19 protein-coding genes are annotated in these 19,411 nt (G+C 46.4%); 15 read left to right on the top strand and 4 right to left on the bottom strand.

Annotation, left to right across the window (positions count from 1 at the left end):
• Positions 1-18: 18 nt before the first annotated feature.
• From BK126_RS14860 to BK126_RS14815, 10 genes are all read left to right on the top strand, one after another.
• The gene (locus BK126_RS14860) at positions 19-675 is read left to right on the top strand and encodes a ComEA family DNA-binding protein (protein ID WP_076313318.1); all 657 of its coding nucleotides are present in this window, start codon (positions 19-21) and stop codon (positions 673-675) included.
• 39 nt (positions 676-714) lie between these two features.
• Positions 715-1,233, top strand: coding sequence for a deoxycytidylate deaminase (locus tag BK126_RS14855; protein WP_076313317.1), 519 nt, complete (start codon positions 715-717; stop codon positions 1,231-1,233).
• A 111-nt stretch (positions 1,234-1,344) separates the two neighbouring features.
• Positions 1,345-4,347: a ComEC/Rec2 family competence protein gene (locus tag BK126_RS14850; protein ID WP_143757725.1), complete on the top strand. Its 3,003-nt coding sequence runs from the start codon at positions 1,345-1,347 to the stop codon at positions 4,345-4,347.
• A 141-nt stretch (positions 4,348-4,488) separates the two neighbouring features.
• Complete coding sequence (locus tag BK126_RS14845) at positions 4,489-5,136, top strand: GntR family transcriptional regulator (RefSeq protein WP_076313316.1); 648 nt, start codon at positions 4,489-4,491, stop codon at positions 5,134-5,136.
• Positions 5,137-5,272: 136 nt separating this feature from the next.
• Positions 5,273-6,262: a metallophosphoesterase family protein gene (locus tag BK126_RS14840; RefSeq protein WP_076313315.1), complete on the top strand. Its 990-nt coding sequence runs from the start codon at positions 5,273-5,275 to the stop codon at positions 6,260-6,262.
• Between the two features lie 44 nt (positions 6,263-6,306).
• Positions 6,307-7,641, top strand: coding sequence for an ABC transporter substrate-binding protein (locus BK126_RS14835; protein ID WP_076313314.1), 1,335 nt, complete (start codon positions 6,307-6,309; stop codon positions 7,639-7,641).
• An 81-nt stretch (positions 7,642-7,722) separates the two neighbouring features.
• Complete coding sequence (locus BK126_RS14830) at positions 7,723-8,694, top strand: carbohydrate ABC transporter permease (protein WP_179085546.1); 972 nt, start codon at positions 7,723-7,725, stop codon at positions 8,692-8,694.
• 10 nt (positions 8,695-8,704) lie between these two features.
• On the top strand, positions 8,705-9,526 hold the full coding sequence (locus tag BK126_RS14825) for a carbohydrate ABC transporter permease (RefSeq protein WP_076313313.1): 822 nt from the start codon (positions 8,705-8,707) through the stop codon (positions 9,524-9,526).
• A 110-nt stretch (positions 9,527-9,636) separates the two neighbouring features.
• Positions 9,637-10,305, top strand: coding sequence for a DUF1796 family putative cysteine peptidase (locus tag BK126_RS14820; RefSeq protein WP_076313312.1), 669 nt, complete (start codon positions 9,637-9,639; stop codon positions 10,303-10,305).
• Positions 10,306-10,514: 209 nt separating this feature from the next.
• A complete protein-coding gene (locus BK126_RS14815) occupies positions 10,515-10,889 on the top strand; it encodes a hypothetical protein (protein WP_256702853.1) in 375 nt (124 codons plus the stop codon).
• A 95-nt stretch (positions 10,890-10,984) separates the two neighbouring features.
• Here BK126_RS14815 and BK126_RS14810 read toward each other — a convergent pair whose 3' ends face one another.
• From BK126_RS14810 to BK126_RS14800, 3 genes are all read right to left on the bottom strand, one after another.
• Positions 10,985-12,307, bottom strand: coding sequence for an FtsW/RodA/SpoVE family cell cycle protein (locus BK126_RS14810; protein ID WP_076313311.1), 1,323 nt, complete (start codon positions 12,305-12,307; stop codon positions 10,985-10,987).
• Between the two features lie 3 nt (positions 12,308-12,310).
• Complete coding sequence (locus tag BK126_RS14805; protein WP_076313310.1) at positions 12,311-12,640, bottom strand: PadR family transcriptional regulator; 330 nt, start codon at positions 12,638-12,640, stop codon at positions 12,311-12,313.
• Between the two features lie 138 nt (positions 12,641-12,778).
• Entirely contained in the window at positions 12,779-13,354 is a 576-nt protein-coding gene (locus BK126_RS14800; RefSeq protein WP_076313309.1) for a hypothetical protein, read from the bottom strand.
• A gap of 582 nt (positions 13,355-13,936) precedes the next feature.
• On the opposite strand from BK126_RS14800, the gene BK126_RS14795 reads away from it, so the two are divergent.
• The 4 genes from BK126_RS14795 (at position 13,937) to BK126_RS14780 (ending at position 17,701) form a co-directional block, all read left to right on the top strand.
• On the top strand, positions 13,937-14,482 hold the full coding sequence (locus BK126_RS14795) for an RNA polymerase sigma factor (protein ID WP_047910790.1): 546 nt from the start codon (positions 13,937-13,939) through the stop codon (positions 14,480-14,482).
• Positions 14,483-15,913: an anti-sigma factor gene (locus BK126_RS14790; protein ID WP_076313308.1), complete on the top strand. Its 1,431-nt coding sequence runs from the start codon at positions 14,483-14,485 to the stop codon at positions 15,911-15,913.
• A 255-nt stretch (positions 15,914-16,168) separates the two neighbouring features.
• Positions 16,169-17,191: a DNA polymerase III subunit delta gene (gene holA / locus BK126_RS14785; RefSeq protein WP_076313307.1), complete on the top strand. Its 1,023-nt coding sequence runs from the start codon at positions 16,169-16,171 to the stop codon at positions 17,189-17,191.
• Between the two features lie 93 nt (positions 17,192-17,284).
• Complete coding sequence (locus BK126_RS14780; RefSeq protein ID WP_076313306.1) at positions 17,285-17,701, top strand: VOC family protein; 417 nt, start codon at positions 17,285-17,287, stop codon at positions 17,699-17,701.
• 95 nt (positions 17,702-17,796) lie between these two features.
• Here BK126_RS14780 and rpsT read toward each other — a convergent pair whose 3' ends face one another.
• The gene (gene rpsT, locus BK126_RS14775) at positions 17,797-18,069 is read right to left on the bottom strand and encodes a 30S ribosomal protein S20 (RefSeq protein ID WP_047910794.1); all 273 of its coding nucleotides are present in this window, start codon (positions 18,067-18,069) and stop codon (positions 17,797-17,799) included.
• Between the two features lie 210 nt (positions 18,070-18,279).
• Between rpsT and gpr the strand changes: the two genes are divergently transcribed.
• On the top strand, positions 18,280-19,272 hold the full coding sequence (gpr, locus tag BK126_RS14770) for a GPR endopeptidase (RefSeq protein ID WP_076313305.1): 993 nt from the start codon (positions 18,280-18,282) through the stop codon (positions 19,270-19,272).
• Positions 19,273-19,411 lie beyond the last annotated feature (139 nt).

Below are 19,411 nucleotides of genomic sequence, written 5' to 3'. Positions count from 1 at the left end.
GTTTAGGAGGTTTATGAGGTGAAGAGAGGAACCATTGCCATAGCCTTGACAGCTCTGTCTGCAAGCGCGCTCATATTGTTTGGAGGATCTGGAGATTCCGGAACGGAGGAATGGACCGAAATCAGTGACAGAGTTGCTCTATCCGTAAATGAAGGGAACGAAGCTGCTGAGGCTGGAGCTGGGTCAGCTGAGGTCAAGGAGAAGGAAGCTGATGGGAGTACGGAGACAGAAGCTTCATTGGGTATGGGTGAGCAAACTGTAGATGGGCAGTCTGTAAGTGAGAGTACTCCTTCTGCCAAGGCACAGGTAACTTCAAGCGAAGTTAAAGAGGTAGTGAGTGATAAGGAAGTGGGTTCATTAACAGAGAAGACAGAGGCTGACCGCGTAGTAGGGGAGGCTGTAAGCTCTTCACAAGCGAAAAAAAATACAGAGCCGGCCGCTGATACTATAGTGTCAGCAGAGGCAAGTTCTGCTGCTGAAGGCAAGGTAGCTGTTAACACAGCTGCGCTGGCAGAGCTGATGGAGCTTCCTGGTATAGGTGAGAAGAAAGCACAGGCAATCATCGATTATCGTACTGAGCATGGACCTTTTCAGAAACCGAGTGATTTGACGAATGTGAAAGGGATTGGCATGAAGATGCTGGAGAAAATGTCTCCCTACTTATATATTAATTAATATAACTCGTAATCAATGTCTAAGGAGTAGTGAGGAACGATGTGTGCAGACATAAGAAAAGACTGGGATACTTACTTCATGGATATCGCTTATATGGTATCTACCCGTTCAAGATGCCCCCGCAGACATGTAGGAGCCGTACTCGTACAGGGAAAGAAGCTGCTTGGTACAGCTTATAACGGTGCACCAATGGGTGTGCCGGATTGCTCAGAGGCAGGATGTATGATCTCCGAGGCGTATGAGCTTACGATTCAGGATGGCAAGGAGGTCATGGTGAAGAAGCAGCGCTGTGTCCGTACCATTCACGCCGAGCAGAATTTACTGCTCTTTACAGACCGAGCCGATCGGGAGGGCTCCTCAGTATATGTAACCGATGAGCCCTGCTGGACTTGTGCAAATATGCTGGCCAACAGCGGGATTACGGAAATTGTATTTCATAGACCTTATCCGAAGGATACGACCAAGGTTCGTCAGATGATGGAGCATAAAGGAATTGCGTTCCGTTCGCTTAGCGGATATGAACCTCCAAGAGAAACACTGATGACCGTATCAGATTAACTCATTGTATAGGTACTAGACAATAAATTGAAGAGGAAGAACCTCGAAGACAGCCAAGGGAATGTGGCTCGTATTCGAGGTTCTTTTTTGTGCTGTAGGAGGGAGAATCCATTGAAGGGGAGACCGCTTGCCTTATTTTGTGCTTGCTGGATTGTAGGAAGCAGTGCAGCTCATCTATATGATGGGCTAAGACTATATGCCATTGTGCTTGGTGTCACCCTGCTCCTCGGTATTTTGTTCTACTTCATAGAAATTAGAGGAGTGCTGATTGCAGTCTTAATGTTCAGCATTGTTCTGTCCTGTACTTATTATGAATGGAATGATCTGAAGAACGTAACTGAGCTTCCCGCCTACTTGGAACAACCGGAGGGTGAGATCACCGGAATGACGGTTGAGCTTCAAGGTACAATTGCATCCAAAGTAGAGGTGGATGGAGACAGAGTGCAGTTTGTACTGCTTGCGCATAAGGCAAGAGAGATTGGAGCTCTAGATCCGAATCTGCAAAGCTCCGCCGAGACGGGCACAGATGAGGAAGCAGAAGTAATTACGGATGGGGCAATGAATGAAGGAGCGTATGGAGGAACGAATAAAGGATCAGTTAGTAAAGGAAATGATGTGCCCACAGAAGCTGCACCTATGTTAAATGAGAAAATTCAGGTGCAGATCAGGCTGCTTGAAGAACAGGAGCAAACTATCGCAGACGCATGGCAGCGAGGAGATACACTCACAATGATCGGTACGCTGGAAGCTCCAGGTGAGGCCCGTAATTATGGCAGCTTTGATTACAGAAAGTATCTGCATACGCACCAAATTCACTGGCTTGTGAAAGCAAAAGGAATCGACAGTATCGAGCATGCCCTGCTGGATACCCTCTATGATAGACATGTCATTTTACGATGGAGCGATGCAGCGCGAGAAGAACTCGGAGGCAGGATGGAGACCATGTTCGAGGAGCCGCATGCCGGTTATATGAAAGGGCTTGTTATCGGGATTGGAGACGAAATAGACCCGGATACCTATGGTGAATTCTCGCAGCTTGGACTTACGCACATTCTCGCAATCTCAGGAATGCATGTGGCCATATACGTATCGGCACTGCTGTTTGTGCTGTCCAAATGCAGACTCAGTAAGGAGACAGCATTGACGATCACCTTATTTTTAGTTCCTGTCTATGTGCTTGTATCTGGTTCTTCACCTTCTGTCGTCCGGGCAGGAATGATGTCGATGCTGGGATTGTACATGGCAAGAAGAGGTTTCATGAAGGATGGTCTGAACATTCTCTGTTTGACGGCTCTTATTATGCTGCTGGTAGAGCCTTACATGCTGGTCAATGTGAGTTTTCAGCTGTCGTTTCTGGTAACGGCCGGTCTCATGATCTTCGTTCCACTGCTAACTCCGCATTTTGCCAAGTGGCCGAAGATCTTGTCCGGCACGGCGGTTGTAACCATCGCTGCACAGCTGCTGTCTTTTCCAATGACGGTCTATTATTTTAACCAATTTTCGTTATTGTCGTTTGGAGCTAATTTTCTGCTCGTAGGGTTTATCAGCTTCCTTGTACTGCCGTTAGGCACCCTTGCTCTGGCTCTCGTCTACTTGTGGGAGCCTGCGACGAAGCCGATTGTATGGATTACAGAATGGCTGAATAGTCTGACCTTCGACTTTGTCGTTTGGCTGAACACCTTTGAGCGACTTGTTCTCATTTGGGTAACCCCTCATTTTATGGCGGTAGCAGCATATTACGTAGTGTTGTATTTTGTTTTCTTATTACTAAAAGAATGGAGAACCAGCAGGCAGCCGTTAACGCCACGTGAAGATGATACAATTCCGCTAACAGCAGATCACGCAGTTCATTATTCAAGGGGGCAGCATGCTGTAGGCTTCACACCACGAGAGCAAGGCACATTCTTTCTTCGCGGTGAAACCCGGCTCCAAGGAGCGATTGATGCGCTGCAAATTTCATCAGCCTGGCCCGAGCTGGAGAGCGTGTTCGGACCTCAAGGGGCAGGGTATTATGCTCGTGCTCCCTTTCATTTTTTTCACAAGGTGCTGTTGGCAGGTCTATGTGTAATATTGTGTGCTGGGCTGTTCATTTCTTACCAGGGACCTTATCGTGCCTCCGAGGGGATTGTAGCGGTTCTGGACGTTGGGCAGGGCGACAGCATCCTTATCTCAACGCCGGCGGGCAAGCATATATTGGTGGATGGTGGGGGCACAATTCAGTTTGGAGAGCAGGAGAGCTGGAAGCAGCGCCGAGATCCGTATGAGGTAGGGGAGTCTCTGCTTGTGCCGCTGCTGAAAAAAAGAGGGATTCAGCAGCTCGATGCTGTGATCCTAAGCCATGGCGACCATGATCATGCAGGGGGATTGCAGGCTGTGCTAGAGGATATTCCTGTTTCGACATTTATGTTCAATGGTCGGATGACAGATAAAGAAGCCTTCCATGAGCTGCTGCAGACAGCACTAGATCAAGGAGTTCGTCTATATGAAGCATATGATGGAATGGTATACGAGCCGGACAAGGATACGAGGCTTACCTTTATGGCTCCAGAAGCTCCCCCTGAGGAGATACAGTCTGAGACAGATCACAAGAAGCCTTTGCCTGTATCAGAGGAACAGAATCATGATTCGGTTGTATTTAAGCTCGATATGGAGGAGCGCTCCTTCCTATTTACGGGAGATATTGATGCAGCGGCAGAGCTGGACATATTGGATCGGCTGCGAAGACAGAGTGAACCTGACAGTCATGAAGATCCGGCTCACAAGGGGGATGCAGGAGAGCTTACTATTGCTTCATCACGAGAAGACGTAGAGGCAAAGGCACAAACGAAGCAGCAATCGCCGCAGCCGCAGCTTATGAGTCCGGTGGATGTCCTGAAAGTAGCGCATCATGGGAGCAAGACCTCCACCACCGAGGAATGGCTTGCCTATTGGCAGCCGCAGCTATCGGTCATTTCTGCCGGAGTCAACAATACGTATGGACATCCACATCCTACGGTAACAGACAGACTGGAGCAATACGGCTCGGAAATTTACCGCACAGATGTAATGGGCGAGGTTCAGTTCCGGGTGAGAGATGGAGTGATGGAAATACGGAGTAAGCTTGGGGAAGATTGAGCCCGAGATCGTGTCACGTGTGAAGTAATCAGTCTGAATATAATCAAAAAGGTAATGTAATATTAGCCAAACCGTCTGCTCTTTTCAAAAATGGTCTATTTTGCTAACATAAAATAAAAAAAGCAAAGGAATTGTGAGGAAATGTCTTCCCCTACACTCGAAACAAGAGCATATCAGGAATTACGTCGCCGAATCATATTTGCAGAGTACATGCCAGGAACCCTGCTCTCCGAGAACGACCTTGCGGAACAGCTAAGCATGAGCCGAACGCCTATTAGAGCTGCTATTTCATTATTGGTCACAGAAGGCTTTGTCGAATCATTCCGCGGACGCGGCGTGTTGGTTAAGGAAATCAGCTTCCGCGAATATACGGAAATACTCGAAGTCCTGATTTCTCTGCAGCTGTATGTCATCAATGCGGTGGAAAGACGTAATTTGAAATTCGATCTTCAGGAGCTGCAAAGGCATTTAGAACGACAGCAGCAGGCTAAGGATTCCAACGATATTCCGGGCTATTATGTGAGCTACCTGGATTTTGTGGAAACGATGATTTATACGATCCGCAATCAGCATATGCTGGGTGTTCTGGAACAAACCAAAGGGAAATTTCTATACCGAATGATCTCCTATCGCAAGCAGTTTCCTCATCATCAGCCCTACAAATCGCTGGAATCGAATCAAAAGGCTTATGAAGCCCTTGTAAAAGGAGACTTAGATGCAGCAAGATCCGAAATTATGGGGATCTATACAGCCACGTACGAAACGTTAATAATGAATGGAATTATATAGTTGTCCACAGCGAGCCCATAGCAGGCTCGTTTTTTATCGCTATTTTTTAACAATAGTGGTGTATTAGGTTAACACACAACTTACATACAACCTGCATACTGTTGTTGAGTCGAAATATGAGAGGAGAGAATCAACAATGATTACTCAAGTGAACAGCAAGCGTAATGAAGTGTTTGTGGATGGAAGCAGAATAGAGACAAGCAAGCGCCCTTGGTTTGGACAGCTGCCGGAAGCTCTGCCAGCCCAGTATTCTTTTGCAGTGATGGGCGACCGCTGCGGGATGATGACCCCGGGTGTATTCGAGCAAGGACTTGAGCTTCTCAAAGATCTAAATCCAGAGTTTGTCTTGTTTGTGGGTGACCTGGTCGAGGGCTACTGGAAGGATGCGGACAAGGCGCGCGAGGAATGGGATTACATAGATGCCCAGATCGAGGCAACCGGCTTACCCTTCTTCCAAACGATCGGAAATCATGATTTCGGCACACAGGCTATGGTTGATGTATGGCGTGAGCGCAAGGGGCATGAATACTATGCTTTCCGTGCAGGGGACCAGCTGTTTCTTACCTTGAATACCGAAGATCCGTTTGAAGAAATGCCGGACGAAATGATTGAGCTTATCAAGCGTTCAACGGAAAAAGTGCATGCGGATCCTGAGCATACGATGGAATATATGAAGGAATTTTACGAGGAGATCACAAAAGGACTTACGCCTGAGCAGCTGCAGAGCATGGGTAAGGTAGGCATTGGCATCAGTGCTGAGCAGCTCGCCTTTTTTGAAAAGGTATTAGAGGACAACAAGGACGTGAAGCATACCTTCGTCAGCATGCATAAGCCAGGCTGGAAAGCAGACAGCGCAGAATTTGCGCGTCTTGAAGCGATGCTGCAAGATCGGGAATACACCATGTTTGCCGGGCATTTCCACACACTGGAGTATACCGCTGATGCGAACCGCACCTATATTCAGCTGGGACGCACCGGAGCAGGTGCCCATGGGATCGGACGGGCTGACGACAATCTCATCCTATGGGTTACAGTGAATGAGGACCGCGTTTCTTATAGAGTCATCCATTTGGATGGTGTTACGGATGTCATGGCGTATCCGCCTCAGCTGCATCATCAGGATTAATCACGAGTTCATCTATAAACCTTAGAGGGAGTGGAGAAAGTTCCATGCTGCAGAAAAAAATGTGGACAGCGGGGCTGTTGTTATTAACGATTCTGGCAACGGCTGCGTGCGGTAATTCAGCTTCGAGCGGAGATTCGGCTGGAGCTGCAACTGGAGCGGACAGCGCACAGGGTGCAGGGGAAAAAACGAAGATTACATTTTACAGCTACAACTTGGCAACCGCATCACAAAAGGACGGAACCCAGAAGCTGATCGACGAATTTGAAGCAGCCAACCCGGATATTGATGTAGAAGGCATTCCCGTACCTTCACCAGACATTAATGCCAAGGTCCAGGCCGATATAGCAGCCGGTTCTTCCCCAGACGTAGCCCAGCTTACTTTTGACGGTCTTGATTATTTTGCAAACAATTTCGGAGTAAAGCCGCTTGAGGATATTGTTCCGGCGGACGAGCTTGCGGAGACATTCGAAGGATTCTCGCCCAATGGTCTGAAGCTCGGACAGCTGGACGGCAAGACCTACGGTCTTCCTTTTACATTCAGTACTCCTGTTTTATTTTATAATGCCAAATTGTTTGAAGAGGCAGGGCTTGATCCGGAGCAGCCGCCGGCTACATGGGCGGAAGTGAAGGAATATGCAGCCAAAATTGCCGAAGCTACAGACGCATCCGGTGTCCACATCGGCGGATCGATCGGGAACGACTGGATCGTGCAGGCCTTGATTGGAAGCAACGGTGGAAAAGTGCTCTCCGATGACCGTACCACCCTGCACTTTGATAGTCCGGAAGCGATTCACGCCGTTGAAATGTGGCAGGACATGATTACGAGCGGCGCGGGCAGCAAGCTGAACGACAGCGAGGTCATGGAGGCGTTCAGCCAGGGACAGGTCGGTATGTTACTGTTCACGAGTGCGCTGCAGAGTGCATTTCTCTCGGCGGCGGAAGCTGGCGGCTGGGAGCTCAAGGCGGCAGCTATGCCTTCCTTTGATAACAAACCGACGACACCAGTCAATTCGGGCAGTGCATTATTTATTTTGTCTGACGATGAAGCGAAGCAGCAGGCTGCCTGGAAATTCCTCAAATTTGTGACTAGTGAGCGCGGCTATACCATTATTACTTCCGAGATTGGCTATCTGCCTCTTCGTCCGTCCATTGTTGAGGATGAGGAGTACTTAAAAGGCTGGGTGGAAGAGAATCCGCTGATCAAGCCTAATTTGGAGCAGCTGGACCGCCTTACACCATGGGTGTCTTATCCAGGAGCGAATTGGTATCAGATCGAGACGATCCTGCTGGAGGCTGTGCAGAAATCTATTCAATCCAGTGATGACGTCACCACCATAATGAAAGAAGCGCAGACGCGGGCACAATCGCTTATGCCATAAATTCTGATGCAGAAGACAGAAGGAGTTCGCTTCCTTCTGTCTTCAACAAAATCAGGGTCACTCGAAAGGAGAACCAGTATTGTGAACTATGATACGACGACTTCATCCGAACTGCCGGGTATACACACAGTGCCCCAACCGCGGGACAAGCAGCGCAAGAAGCTCGCCGTCCGCTTAAGAGGAATTAAGCCTTATCTGTATCTGCTGCCGGTCCTGCTGTCCCTGGGCTTTTGGATATATAGGCCGCTCATCGAGACCTTCCAGCTCAGCTTCTATCAGTGGAATCTGCTCCCTACCTCACCAAAGGTGTATGTGGGCTGGGAAAATTTCAAAAATCTGTTTACACTGCCGGAAATGGGAGCTTCGCTTACCAACACGCTCATCTATACCATTGGTGTTGTACCGTTTTCCTTGATTGTACCTTTGTTCATCGCAATTTTTACCGAGAATATCAGCAAGCGCTCGCGTAACGTATACCGAGCTCTCATCTTCCTGCCAATGATTATGGCTCCTGTGGCTGTCTCCTCCATTTGGCGTTGGATTATGCATCCAACCAATGGCATCCTGAACCGCACGCTGCAATATTTTGGACTCGAAGAACCCATTCATTTCTTTACCGATGAGCGGTGGGCTATCTATTCTATCATTTTTATTACTGGCTGGAAGCTTATCGGGTTCAGCACTCTTATCTTCTCTGCTGCCTTAACCGGCATTAACAAGGAATATTATGAAGCTGCCAAAATAGATCGTGCCAGCCGCTGGCAGATGATTCGTCATATTACGCTGCCGCTTCTATCACCCTCCATTCTGTTCATGGGCATGCTCAGCATCTTGTTTGCCTCCGAGTGGAGCTTCTCTTATGTCAATGTGCTCACCCAAGGCGGGCCGCTTGACTCTACGACGAATATCTATTATTTACTGTGGCAATACGGCTTCCAGACATTTGCGGTAGGCTGGAGCTCTGCAGCCGCTGTCGTGCTCTTCATCGGTTTCGGGCTGATTGCTCTCGGATTCATGAAGCTGAGCAAGAAGTTGACGTTCTTTGACGACTAGGAGGGAAATCATGAGTCTGAAAAAATGGACCTTTACCGCTTTTTTTAAGCATGCGCTTCTTATCGCACTTTGTTTCTTGTCTGTATTTCCCTTGTACTGGATGATCAATACATCACTCAAGCCCGAAGGAGAGGTGTTCTCTGCCGCGCTATGGCCGACCCATTGGACCTTAGACAATTATGTTCAGGCCTGGAGCTCCATTCCGATGATGCGAATGATCAGCAATTCCCTGCTGGTAGCGATCGCGCAGACGGTGGCTCAGGTGTTTACTAGCATTCTCGCTGCCTATGCATTTACAAGATGGAGTTTTCGAGGGAGCAATCTCATTTACGGATTGATTGCACTGACCTGGCTTGTTCCGTTTCAAGTCATTATGATTCCAAACTATGTGGTGATCAGTGAAATGGGCTGGAGAGATACGCTGATGGGACTCATTGTGCCGAATGTCGCTTCGGCCTTTGCGGTGATGCAGCTCTACAATGCCTTCAAAGCATTTCCCAAAACGCTCATAGAAGCTGCTCGTCTGGACGGAGCATCGGATTGGTCCGTGCTATGGAGAACGATATTCCCGAATTTAAAAGCCTCCATTGCTTCGATCAGCATCCTGCTGTTTATTACCGCATGGAATGATTATTTCTGGCCGCTGCTGGTGACAAACAAAATGGAGAACTCAACGATGCAGAAGGGGCTGCAGATGTTCATGTCTTCTGATGCAAACATGTGGGGGCCGCTGATGGCGGCAACGACAATTGCAAGTCTGCCGGTGCTTATCATTTATCTGGTGTTGCAAAGACAGATTATTGATTCATTTGTCAAAGGCGGCTTGAGATAGAGGAGTAACTATTGTGAATGTGAAGGGCGTGGGTAGTCCAAGCAATTTGCCGCCTGTTCTTATAATATAGAAGAGAGGAAGTGACTTTTTTAAGAAAAAGGTGAGTGGACTTGAGCGTACAGGATCTGAAAAAGAAGTATGATCTGATTGTAAGTTTGGGTATTTCCTGTGCGCCAGCGATTCAGTTGAGGCGGTACAATCTGAGGAGAATATCCTTGCCGCTCGACTGGATGATATCCTCGAAGCTGTCCGATGTGAACAGACTTCTGCAGCATCGATTTCAAGGCTTTATGGAGCTAAACCATCTGCAAGTGCTGGAAGATACCCATATTATGCTGGATGACGGAAGTCCGGTGTTCTATGATCAGGGAGGGCTTGTTGAGTCCTACATGATCAAGGATTCACTGTACAACATCATTTCCGTACATGACTTCCCCCTTGTTCCCGGTCAGCATTGGTCCGTGGTCTATCCGGAATATAAAGAGAAGCTGCAAAGGCGAATTCAGCGTTTCTATGATAAACTGGCGGGCAGCTCCTCCACTTTGTTTATTCGCTGGTCCGCGAGTTATGAGGAGACTTTTCATTTACGTGCAATATTGTCCCAGCTGACCTTAAGTGAGTTTGGTATATTGATCTTGAATCCGGTCGAGGGACAGTGTGGCATGGCTGATGCCGGATGGAATTTGGATCGGGTCTGTTCCCTGAACGTTCCTCCCGACATGAACGCCTTGGAGACCTGGGACGAACTTCTTGCAGGAATTACAATCAGTGAAGGCTGAGGGAGAACGTAACAGGCTGCCGAATTTCATGAATGTGCCGATCTGTACTTTTGATTTTGGTATAATTGAATAGCTTCATGTTCACGACGAATAGATAACGATTGTTTTCTGTTCGTTTTTTCTATGGGAAGAACAAGCTGTCTAATAGACGGAGTAAAGGAGAGTTACATATCGCTGCAATTAGAGACTGTATAGAAGCGGGAACACGAGTGGAATTTACTTTTAAAAGCCGGATACCAGGTGAGTTAGAGGGCTGTCAGCTTCACTTTAAATATTTTCGGAAGCATCAGCTTAAATATGAGCTTGATCGACTTGGTTGGACTAATATAACTATTCAAAATTATATCGAAATAACATCTGGGTTTCCATTAGAGATTTTAAATGGTTTACTATTAAACCAAATGTATGCATCGTTCGAGAGGGATCTCTATCAGCTAAGCTGGCAGGAAACCCCTTCTGAAGGAGTTTACTTGTTAAATTTCTATGGTGCGAAGCAGGATTTCTGTATTCATGCAACTGCAGATGAGATTAGGAGCTTTGGGCATGATTTTCAGCTGGAGTGGGAAGAAGCTCCATTATCATAGTCTCTATACAATAAAGAACCAAAGCGAAGGAATCATACCCATTGCGTTGGTTCTTTATTAACATAACCAATTGTAACCTAAATTCATTTTATAACTTATTTCATAGGTAATGAAATTGACTCACTTAAGCTCGGAATCATATTTTTATAGCGATATACCGACAGCAGAAGCCCGATGGCTGCAAGATCGACAATTTGAGCCGTACCGCCGTATCCTATGAATGGAATGTTAATGCTGATCATTGGCAGGAATCCAATAGCAGATAGAAGAGACCAAACAAGTCTGATCCCAAAGTAGAATACAACCAGTGTGACGATGAGTTTGCCATAAGAATCACGGATTGACTTCTGTAAGGTCCACATTCTATGCAAGAGTAAGGTGATGAAGAGTCCAAGGACGAGTGCAAAGCTCCATCCATAGCAATAAAAGAGATAGGTAAGGATTGAATCGTTATGAATATAAGGCAGGCTGGTATTGATGGCAGCAAAGCCATGTCCAAACCATCCCGCTGAGCGTATGGCCTCAATGGTAATACCTGTAACGTGTGCACCTTCACCCGTTGGATTTAAGTAGGTCTGAAAACGAGCAACCATATAATCTGCGTGGAAATATAAATAGGAAGCTGCTGCGACTAAAGACAGTAATGCGAAGATTGCGAATTGCTGTACACTTTTTCGTGTAGTCCATGTCAGAACAAGGAACCCGAGTAGGTACAGCATTAAAGAAGTAACTGAACCGCTTGTGACATATAGAGCTGCAGGGATGACCCCACGATAGATCATCTGAGTGAGTGTTTCCCGTTTACTCCACTCTCTGGCTGGCTTCATTCCGGCTAATCCAAACAGGAGTATGGGAACTGAAATATACATGATGTTGAAAGAGAAGAATCCGAGAGCTAAGTATCCTCTCATCCCATTGACTTGTATACCGAAGCCAATAGCAAAAGCCATTAAGAACAGAGTTGTAGTAAATATAAACTGGGAGTAATTCTTAAAGATTAAATATTGGATAAAATAAAAACAAATGAAAAAGATCAGTCCAATTACGGTATGAAAGGCGGTTCGTATTAGATGGTCAGCAAATAAAGGAGAGGAGAGAGCCATGGACTGAGCATTGAAAGCGGCGAAGAGACCCATGGCTGTAAACATAAAAATGAGCAAAATCAGCTTCCAATCGGTAGAGGGGCGATGTGCCTGGTCTAAGCTTTTACCGATCTGTAACGGAGTTCCCATTTCTTTTATAGCAGCCTCTGCACTTATGTCAACCGAATAGCCTTCCTGCTGAAGGTCTTCCATTCGTTCCTCGATATGATTCTTCAGTTCATCTCGTATATCTGTATGCATACGTTTTGCTCTTACCTGACTACATACCTGATCTAGGAACTCCTTAACTGCATGATGTTGATCGATTTCACGCATATGCTACTCTCCTTCCCCGATTATCGTATCTACTGCCGTCCGAAATTGAATCCATTCTTGAGTCTTTTCCTGAAGCAGCCTGCTTCCTTCATCCGTAATTTTGTAGTATTTTCGTTTGCGGCCGTCCTTTTGCTCCCAATATGATAATAGCCATCCATCGCTTTCCAGCGTGTGAAGAATGGGATATAGGGTGCCTTCCTTCATTAAAAACACTCCGTTAGAACGGGCTTCAATTTCCTTGATAAGCTCATATCCATACATGGCTTGTTTGCTCAGTATAGAAAGGACCAGGGTCATCGTGCTCCCCTTTAGCAGTTCTTTGTTAACTCGCATTTTAAAGACATCCTCCTATACATCGTATATCTATGTATCGCAAATCTATGTATATGATTATAATGAACTACTTTTAAGAAGACAACATGATTTTATTAAAAAAAATAAAGCCGATCTCTAGTGAGACCAGCCTTAGAATTAGTATCGAGTTTGAGCGCTGCTTTTGTTCATCCCGATCAGCCATCCCACAATACCCAGTACTAAAATACCAGCGAGCACTACGATTTGCTGTGATGGACTGAAGTAAAAATACGAGGTGAGTGTGTTCTGAACTGCACGTCCCCCAATGATGACCAGGTAGGTCACAAGCCAGCTGCAAGCCGCGCCAAAGAGTGTCCAGTTCAGAACACGGTCCGACAAGGTCGATTGGATCAAAATATACCCCGAAATGATTGCAATAATCGGCAGGTAATTAAATACTTGCGATGGAGCAAGGGTCATCAGCAGAGAGTAGAGCCATAAGCCTGCTGCACCTCCAAGCCATATTCCTCTTATATTTATCTTGTTATAAACGATCAGAAATAAAATAAAGATAACAAGCATAACTACCGGGAATAAGTAAATACCGGCAAGTGCTGCCGATAGACCCGGGAAGCTGCCAGGACCTCTATCAGGCAACGAGCTGTAATAGAATACGTCCATCAATTGATATGCACATAAATAGAGTGCTACGGCAGTAACTATACCTCCAAGTAATGAATAAATGATCTTCATGCTGAATATCCTCCAAAATTCCCTTTTATACATCTAAGACACGATTACCTTATATGTGTTTCTTTCACCCACCATTTGATTTGAGCAATAGATATATTATATGTATCCCTTTCTGACCTGCATAAACATATTTTTCCTGATGAACAGAGACAAGGGGGAACTGATAAGGAGAGAGCACTTCCTCTAAGTCTTTAGACTCTCCCTTATGAGCAGGGTGCTCATGAATGCTAGGGAATAAAGGTTCTTATTTTCCTTCGTGAAGTGTAAATATACCCAGCAGCATCCCAAACCTTGGAACCAACGGCTTCAGCAAACAGTCTAAATGAATGAACTAGTTAAATTTGGATGACGATGTTCCAGAATTTTGATATTGTAGAGGAAGCTTTTACTTTAAAATCCTATTATTTTCTATATAAGGATTAGCCTAACTTGCTCTCATCAGACCTTGATTTGGGGTTTATGCAGCTTTCTCTTTATACATAAATTCCGTATCAGCCAGTTAAATGAGCATTAATCACGCATGTATGCAACAAATGGAGCATAACTTGCGTCTGTAAAGATACAAGGAGAGGGGGATCCTTTGTGGTAGAGCAGGGACTCATCAGAGCCGCTCAATCAGGCGATCGCGACGCTCTAATTACCCTATTGCGAGAAATCGAACAGCACGTCTACAAAACGGCATACTACATTTTAAATAATGAGCAGGATGCACTAGACGCTGCCCAAGAAGCGCTCATTCGCATTTACACCAAGATTGATTCGTACGAAGAAAAAGCACAGTTCAAAACCTGGGTGCAGCGTATAGTTACTAATATTTGTATAGATAAATTTAGAAGAACCAAACCGACCGTTTCCATTGATGAGCATGAAATGATATTTGAAGACAGGCAGGATGTCGAGCATGAGGTGATGCTGACTTATGTAACGAAGGATGTCCAGTCTGCGATTAATCAGTTATCCGAGCATCACAGGGCCGTGATCGTATTAAGGTATTTGCAGGACCTCTCTTATAACGAGATTGCAGATTGTCTTGACTTGCCGTTAAATACGGTGAAATCCTATTTGTTTAGAGCGAGACAGCAGCTGCAGAATCTATTACAGGAGTACCAGAAAGGTGGTGTAACGTAGATGAAATGCCAAGAGGTGGTGGAAAGTATGCACCGATATATCGATAATGATCTGAACGATCAGGAAAAAGAGCAGCTTTTTGCGCATATGAAGACTTGTCCGAGCTGTTCGGAGAAATTTCAAATATTAAAAGCGTTGTCGCGGGATTTAGAAGCAATACCTGACGTAGCCCCGCCATTCAGCTTGGTAGATCGAATTATGCCGCAGCTTGATGCAATAGATCGTGCAAAGAAGGAACAGGGAAGTGCTCTTCAAGAAATGAAGAAGGAGCCTGAGCTGACCGTATTACCCGGTCGTCCTTCAACCAAGGCTTCAAAAGGATGGATGAAATCCTATGTAGGCCGTATGATCATGGGTACTGCAGCAGCAGCGGTTATTCTCGGTGTTGCTGTATATAACTATGAACCGCAGCAATTGAATCAGGCCGAAGTGGACTCCCACCTGATGAGTGAAACGGAACAGCAATCCGATTCTACTAGCGGCAGCGGGGGCGTCGCTCCTAAATCGGAAGAGGCAGATGCCAGCCTGAAGCTGAAGGAATCCGGTACGGAGACGGAGGCAGCAGGAACGGAGACGGGAGAGGTTCAATCTGATCAGGCGGATACAGCTCGGGCAGAAGAAGTGCCGTCACCATCCAATTCAGGAGACAACCATGCTCAAGACACAGAAACCGCTGCTCCTAATACTGACAGGGAAGCTGCTCCAAGCAAAGCGGAAGATCCATCTTCTCCTACCCCTGGCTCAGATAAAGGGTCTGGCAATGGTAGTGGGGGAAGTCAATCCGAATCGCCGTCAAAGTCGACTACGGATCACAAACCGGCCCCAAGCTCAAGCAGCGCTCCATCGGCAGAGCCTAGCACAAGCGGCCAAACGGGCAATACACAGGGTGGAGACAATGATGCTAAAGGGCAAAGCGATACAAGTGGGCAAAACTCAGCTGGAGAGCAGAACTCCACGGATACTGGAACTTTCAGTATCCAGTCGAATTCCTCATCAGAAATGAGCAGTGCATCTGGAGTAAGCGAACCTCCAAGCAGTAGAGATGAATCCGAGATTCAGAGCCAGGGCTTTAGAAGCTTGGACCTTCCAGGCCTGGTTATGACGATATCTCCTAATTGGCTCTCGCCTGACGGTAAGTATCTCGTTGAAGTCACAGATACGAAGTTAAACGTATATCAGCTGAATGGAGATAATAAGGAAGAGAAGAAGCTGTTGCAAGCCATTGAGTTAAAGGGAACCTGGGTTAAAGGAAACTGGTCTGAAGATAGTATGACGTACAGTTATGAACTAGAGTTTGAAGGAAAAACGACACAGCACAGCTATGCTGTACCGGTGAAGTCGGACAGCAGCACGACAGCTCCATCATCAACGCAAAATAGCAGCACACCAAGCTCCAGTAAAAATACGGAGAACGCTGAACCCAAGAAATAAGACTTGGCCCACACCATTTAAGCAGCACCTGAATATGTATATGATGATTCATCGTTTATGATGAGTCGATTAAGTTAGGGAAGGCGTCGTATGACCGCCGGCCGAATGGTTTCTAGAGCCAGTCTTCGGATATCCGGTGTTTATATAGATGCTTGAACAATAGGGACCTGCCGCCTGTTTAGGACAGACGGAAAGGTCCCTTTGTTGTCTTGCTTTTTTTCTGTTAGGATAGTAGGGATGGAGGTGTGTTCGTGAGTGAGTGATGTAAAGGCAGCAGCAAAAGCAATTCGAGGCGGCAGTCCGGCCAGTGTCTATCTGCTGTATGGAACAGAGAAATACCAAATGAAGCAGTTTGCAGATTTAATGAAGGAGCAGCTCATAGAAGAAGCTCATCGTGACTTTGCAATAGCAACGTATGATACAGCCGATACACCTATTGAACAAGTGATTGAGGAAGCGGAGACGGTTCCTTTTTTGGTGCCCCGGAAGTTGATCTTTATTCGGGATCAACAGCTGTTTACAGCAGGCAAAGATAACTCCAAGATTGAGCATCGTATGGAGTCACTGACGTCTTATTTGGACAATCCCGCTGAATACAGCGTACTTATATTTATGGTCCAGGGCGAGAAGCTGGATGAACGCAAGAAGATCGTAAAAACGATGAAAAGTAAAGCGACGGTATTGTCCTTTGGAGCACTCCAAGGGGATGAACTGATTGGCTGGATTGTTAAAAAAGCGGAGTCACAGAAAGTAGTTATAGAGAAGGCAGCAGCCGATGCGCTTGTATCGAGAGCAGGCACGAGCCTGCAGACCTTATCTGCTGAAGTAGACAAGCTGTGTCTCTATGCGGGTTCGGGAGGAACAGTTGCGGTCTCTGACGTGGAAGCAATGGTAGCGAGAAATACCGAACAGAACATCTTTGCCATGGTGGAGGAAATCGCACGATTAAGGCTGAGCAGCGCACTTGAAATCTTCTACGAATTATTGAAGCAGAAGGAAGAGCCGATCAAGATTATGGCGCTGATCGCCAGACAATTCCGCATTATACTGCAGGTGAAAGAGCTGGCTTCCCAGAGCTATTCTCAGCAGCAAATTGCAAGTACGCTGGGGCTCCATCCCTATGCGGTCAAGATCGCTGGAGAGCAATCGAAGAAGTTCCAGGCGGACCGGCTGCGTCTCATTCTGAAGCATCTGGCAGAACTCGATTATCAAATGAAGACAGGAGCTATTGATAAAGTGCTTGGACTTGAATTGTTTCTACTGAAGCTAGGTGCCTGATCTGATAGATTTTTCTCCATAATTTGGATATAATAGGCTCGATAGGTGCCAATGTCTTTTGCCTATACGCTTGTTATGGAATGAGGACGAACAATGTCAATGGTAATATCACCGTATATTTATTTGGATGGACAGTGTGCTGAAGCAATTTCTTTTTATGAGAAGGTTCTACAGGCGAAGAATCTGGGTGTTCAGACGTATGGTGAGCTTCCGAATTCATCTGAACCCATGCCGGAGCATTTGAAGAATCGAGTGCTGCATGGGGCGCTGGAGATCGATGGTAATAAAATCTTGTTCTCTGACTCCATGTATGGACAGCCCTATACCTTAGGTGATCAGGTCACCATTGCCATAACGACTTCGGAGCTGGACCGGCTGAAGGGAATGTATGAGGGACTGGCTGACGGAGGGAAAGTGCTGATGGAACTGCAGTCTACCTTCTTTAGTCCCCTGTACGGCATGGTTCGAGACAAGTACGGAATTACGTGGCAGCTCAGCGGCGAGGCCTAACTTGAATTGACATTGATATATGGAAAAGAAACTAAAAAATCCTGATCAGCTGGGCTGGTCAGGATTTTTGCTTAGTCATTATAAGAAACGCAGTCTTATGCGTTAGCAGTAAGAGCGTTCAATTTTTTAGCCAAGCGGGATTTTTTACGGGCTGCAGCATTTTTATGAACAAGACCTTTAGATACAGCTTTGTCCAATTTTTTGGAAGCAGCTTGAATCGCAGCTTTAGCTGTTTCAACTTCGTTCGTAGTCAGCGCTTGGTCAGCAGCTTTAACAGCTGTACGCAGTGCAGACTTCTGGGAAGCGTTCAGCGCACGACGTTTATCGTTAGTTTTAACGCGTTTCACAGCGGATTTGATGTTTGGCATTACATTCACCTCCTGTTAAGGCAATACTTATGAAATACAAAACGTTTCACAACTTAAAATATTCTAGCATGAGCACCCTCAAAAAGCAACAATAACATATGTGATGTTCTTGTGAAAATAGAGGATCGGCTGGCAATTTTGCATAAAAAAGGTCTTGTTCGGCGCACACTACGATAAACTTGTTACTTACTGAGGGAGGAACTACACAGCATGACACTAGATCTGCAAAAGTATGGCGTACGCACCGATCTTGCCATCGAAGCCCGTGAGCTTGCCGGAGTCCAAGAGATGTCTGGCATCCAGGAGGACGTGGAGCAGTTAGGTGACGTCAAAGTGACTCGGCTTGACGTATTGAATGAACAAGGAGCACAGCGCTTGGGACGGATTATGGGACATTATGTAACTCTTGAAGTGCCCAAGCTTCGGAATGGCGACACGACTCTCCAAGAGCAGGTCACTGCTGTATTTACCAAAGAAATGGAAGATTTCATTGCGAAGATTGGGATTAACAAGCAGTCGAAGGTATTTATCGTCGGATTAGGTAACTGGAATGTGACCCCCGATTCTCTGGGACCGCTTGTTGTAGAGAATACGCTCGTTACACGGCAATACTTCGAGCTAATGCCAGATCAGGTATCCCCTGGATACCGCGAAGTGAGCGCGATAGCACCAGGTGTTCTAGGCCTTACAGGTATTGAATCCAGTGAGACGATCCAGGGAATTGTAGAGCTGACCAAGCCGGACCTGATCATCGCCATCGATTCGCTCGCCTCCCGTTCGCTTGAAAGAGTAAACACAACGATACAGGTGGCGGACATCGGCATTCATCCGGGCTCGGGCATTGGGAACAAGCGCAAAGGAATCACGAAGGAAATTATGGGCGTGCCTTGTATTGCCATCGGTGTACCGACGGTATGCTACGCCTCAACGATTGTTAATACAACCTTTGAGCTCATGCAGGCCCACTTTAACAAGCAAACGGATGCAGGCAGTCAGATTCTCGGGGTGCTGAATGAGATCAGTGAGCAGGAAAGACTCGGTCTCGTAAAAGAAGTGCTTGATCCGCTTGGACATGATTTAATTGTGACCCCAAAGGAAATTGACGAATTTATCGAAGATATCGCAAATATTATCGCAAGCGGCCTGAATGCCGCCTTGCATGACGCCGTGAAGCTTGAGAATGTAGCATCCTATACACACTAACACAGCGCCATACACACTTAGACACTTAGCAAAGTGCTGACTGCAAGCTAGAGGCTCCACCTGAACAAGAAGGCCGAATCTATCGGTCTTCTTTTTTTTGCTATTTTCCTGGTTCTACTTTTTCGTGAGAGTTCATAGT

It is taken from the genome of Paenibacillus sp. FSL H7-0326 (assembly GCF_001955535.1).
Taxonomy (GTDB): domain Bacteria; phylum Bacillota; class Bacilli; order Paenibacillales; family Paenibacillaceae; genus Paenibacillus; species Paenibacillus shunpengii.
Note: the sequence above shows the minus strand (reverse complement) of the source record. Positions and strands in the feature narration are given on the sequence as shown.

What these genes read in the sequence shown, in the direction of transcription:
- BK126_RS14855 (WP_076313317.1), top strand. Translation starts at nt 715, where the DNA reads ATGTGTGCAGACATAAGAAAAGACTGGGATACTTACTTCATGGATATC.
- BK126_RS14845 (WP_076313316.1), top strand. Translation starts at nt 4,489, where the DNA reads ATGTCTTCCCCTACACTCGAAACAAGAGCATATCAGGAATTACGTCGC.
- BK126_RS14840 (WP_076313315.1), top strand. Translation starts at nt 5,273, where the DNA reads ATGATTACTCAAGTGAACAGCAAGCGTAATGAAGTGTTTGTGGATGGA.
- BK126_RS14835 (WP_076313314.1), top strand. Translation starts at nt 6,307, where the DNA reads ATGCTGCAGAAAAAAATGTGGACAGCGGGGCTGTTGTTATTAACGATT.
- BK126_RS14825 (WP_076313313.1), top strand. Translation starts at nt 8,705, where the DNA reads ATGAGTCTGAAAAAATGGACCTTTACCGCTTTTTTTAAGCATGCGCTT.
- BK126_RS14810 (WP_076313311.1), bottom strand. Translation starts at nt 12,307, where the DNA reads ATGCGTGAAATCGATCAACATCATGCAGTTAAGGAGTTCCTAGATCAG.
- BK126_RS14805 (WP_076313310.1), bottom strand. Translation starts at nt 12,640, where the DNA reads ATGCGAGTTAACAAAGAACTGCTAAAGGGGAGCACGATGACCCTGGTC.
- BK126_RS14800 (WP_076313309.1), bottom strand. Translation starts at nt 13,354, where the DNA reads ATGAAGATCATTTATTCATTACTTGGAGGTATAGTTACTGCCGTAGCA.
- BK126_RS14790 (WP_076313308.1), top strand. Translation starts at nt 14,483, where the DNA reads ATGAAATGCCAAGAGGTGGTGGAAAGTATGCACCGATATATCGATAAT.
- BK126_RS14780 (WP_076313306.1), top strand. Translation starts at nt 17,285, where the DNA reads ATGTCAATGGTAATATCACCGTATATTTATTTGGATGGACAGTGTGCT.
- rpsT (WP_047910794.1), bottom strand. Translation starts at nt 18,069, where the DNA reads ATGCCAAACATCAAATCCGCTGTGAAACGCGTTAAAACTAACGATAAA.
- gpr (WP_076313305.1), top strand. Translation starts at nt 18,280, where the DNA reads ATGACACTAGATCTGCAAAAGTATGGCGTACGCACCGATCTTGCCATC.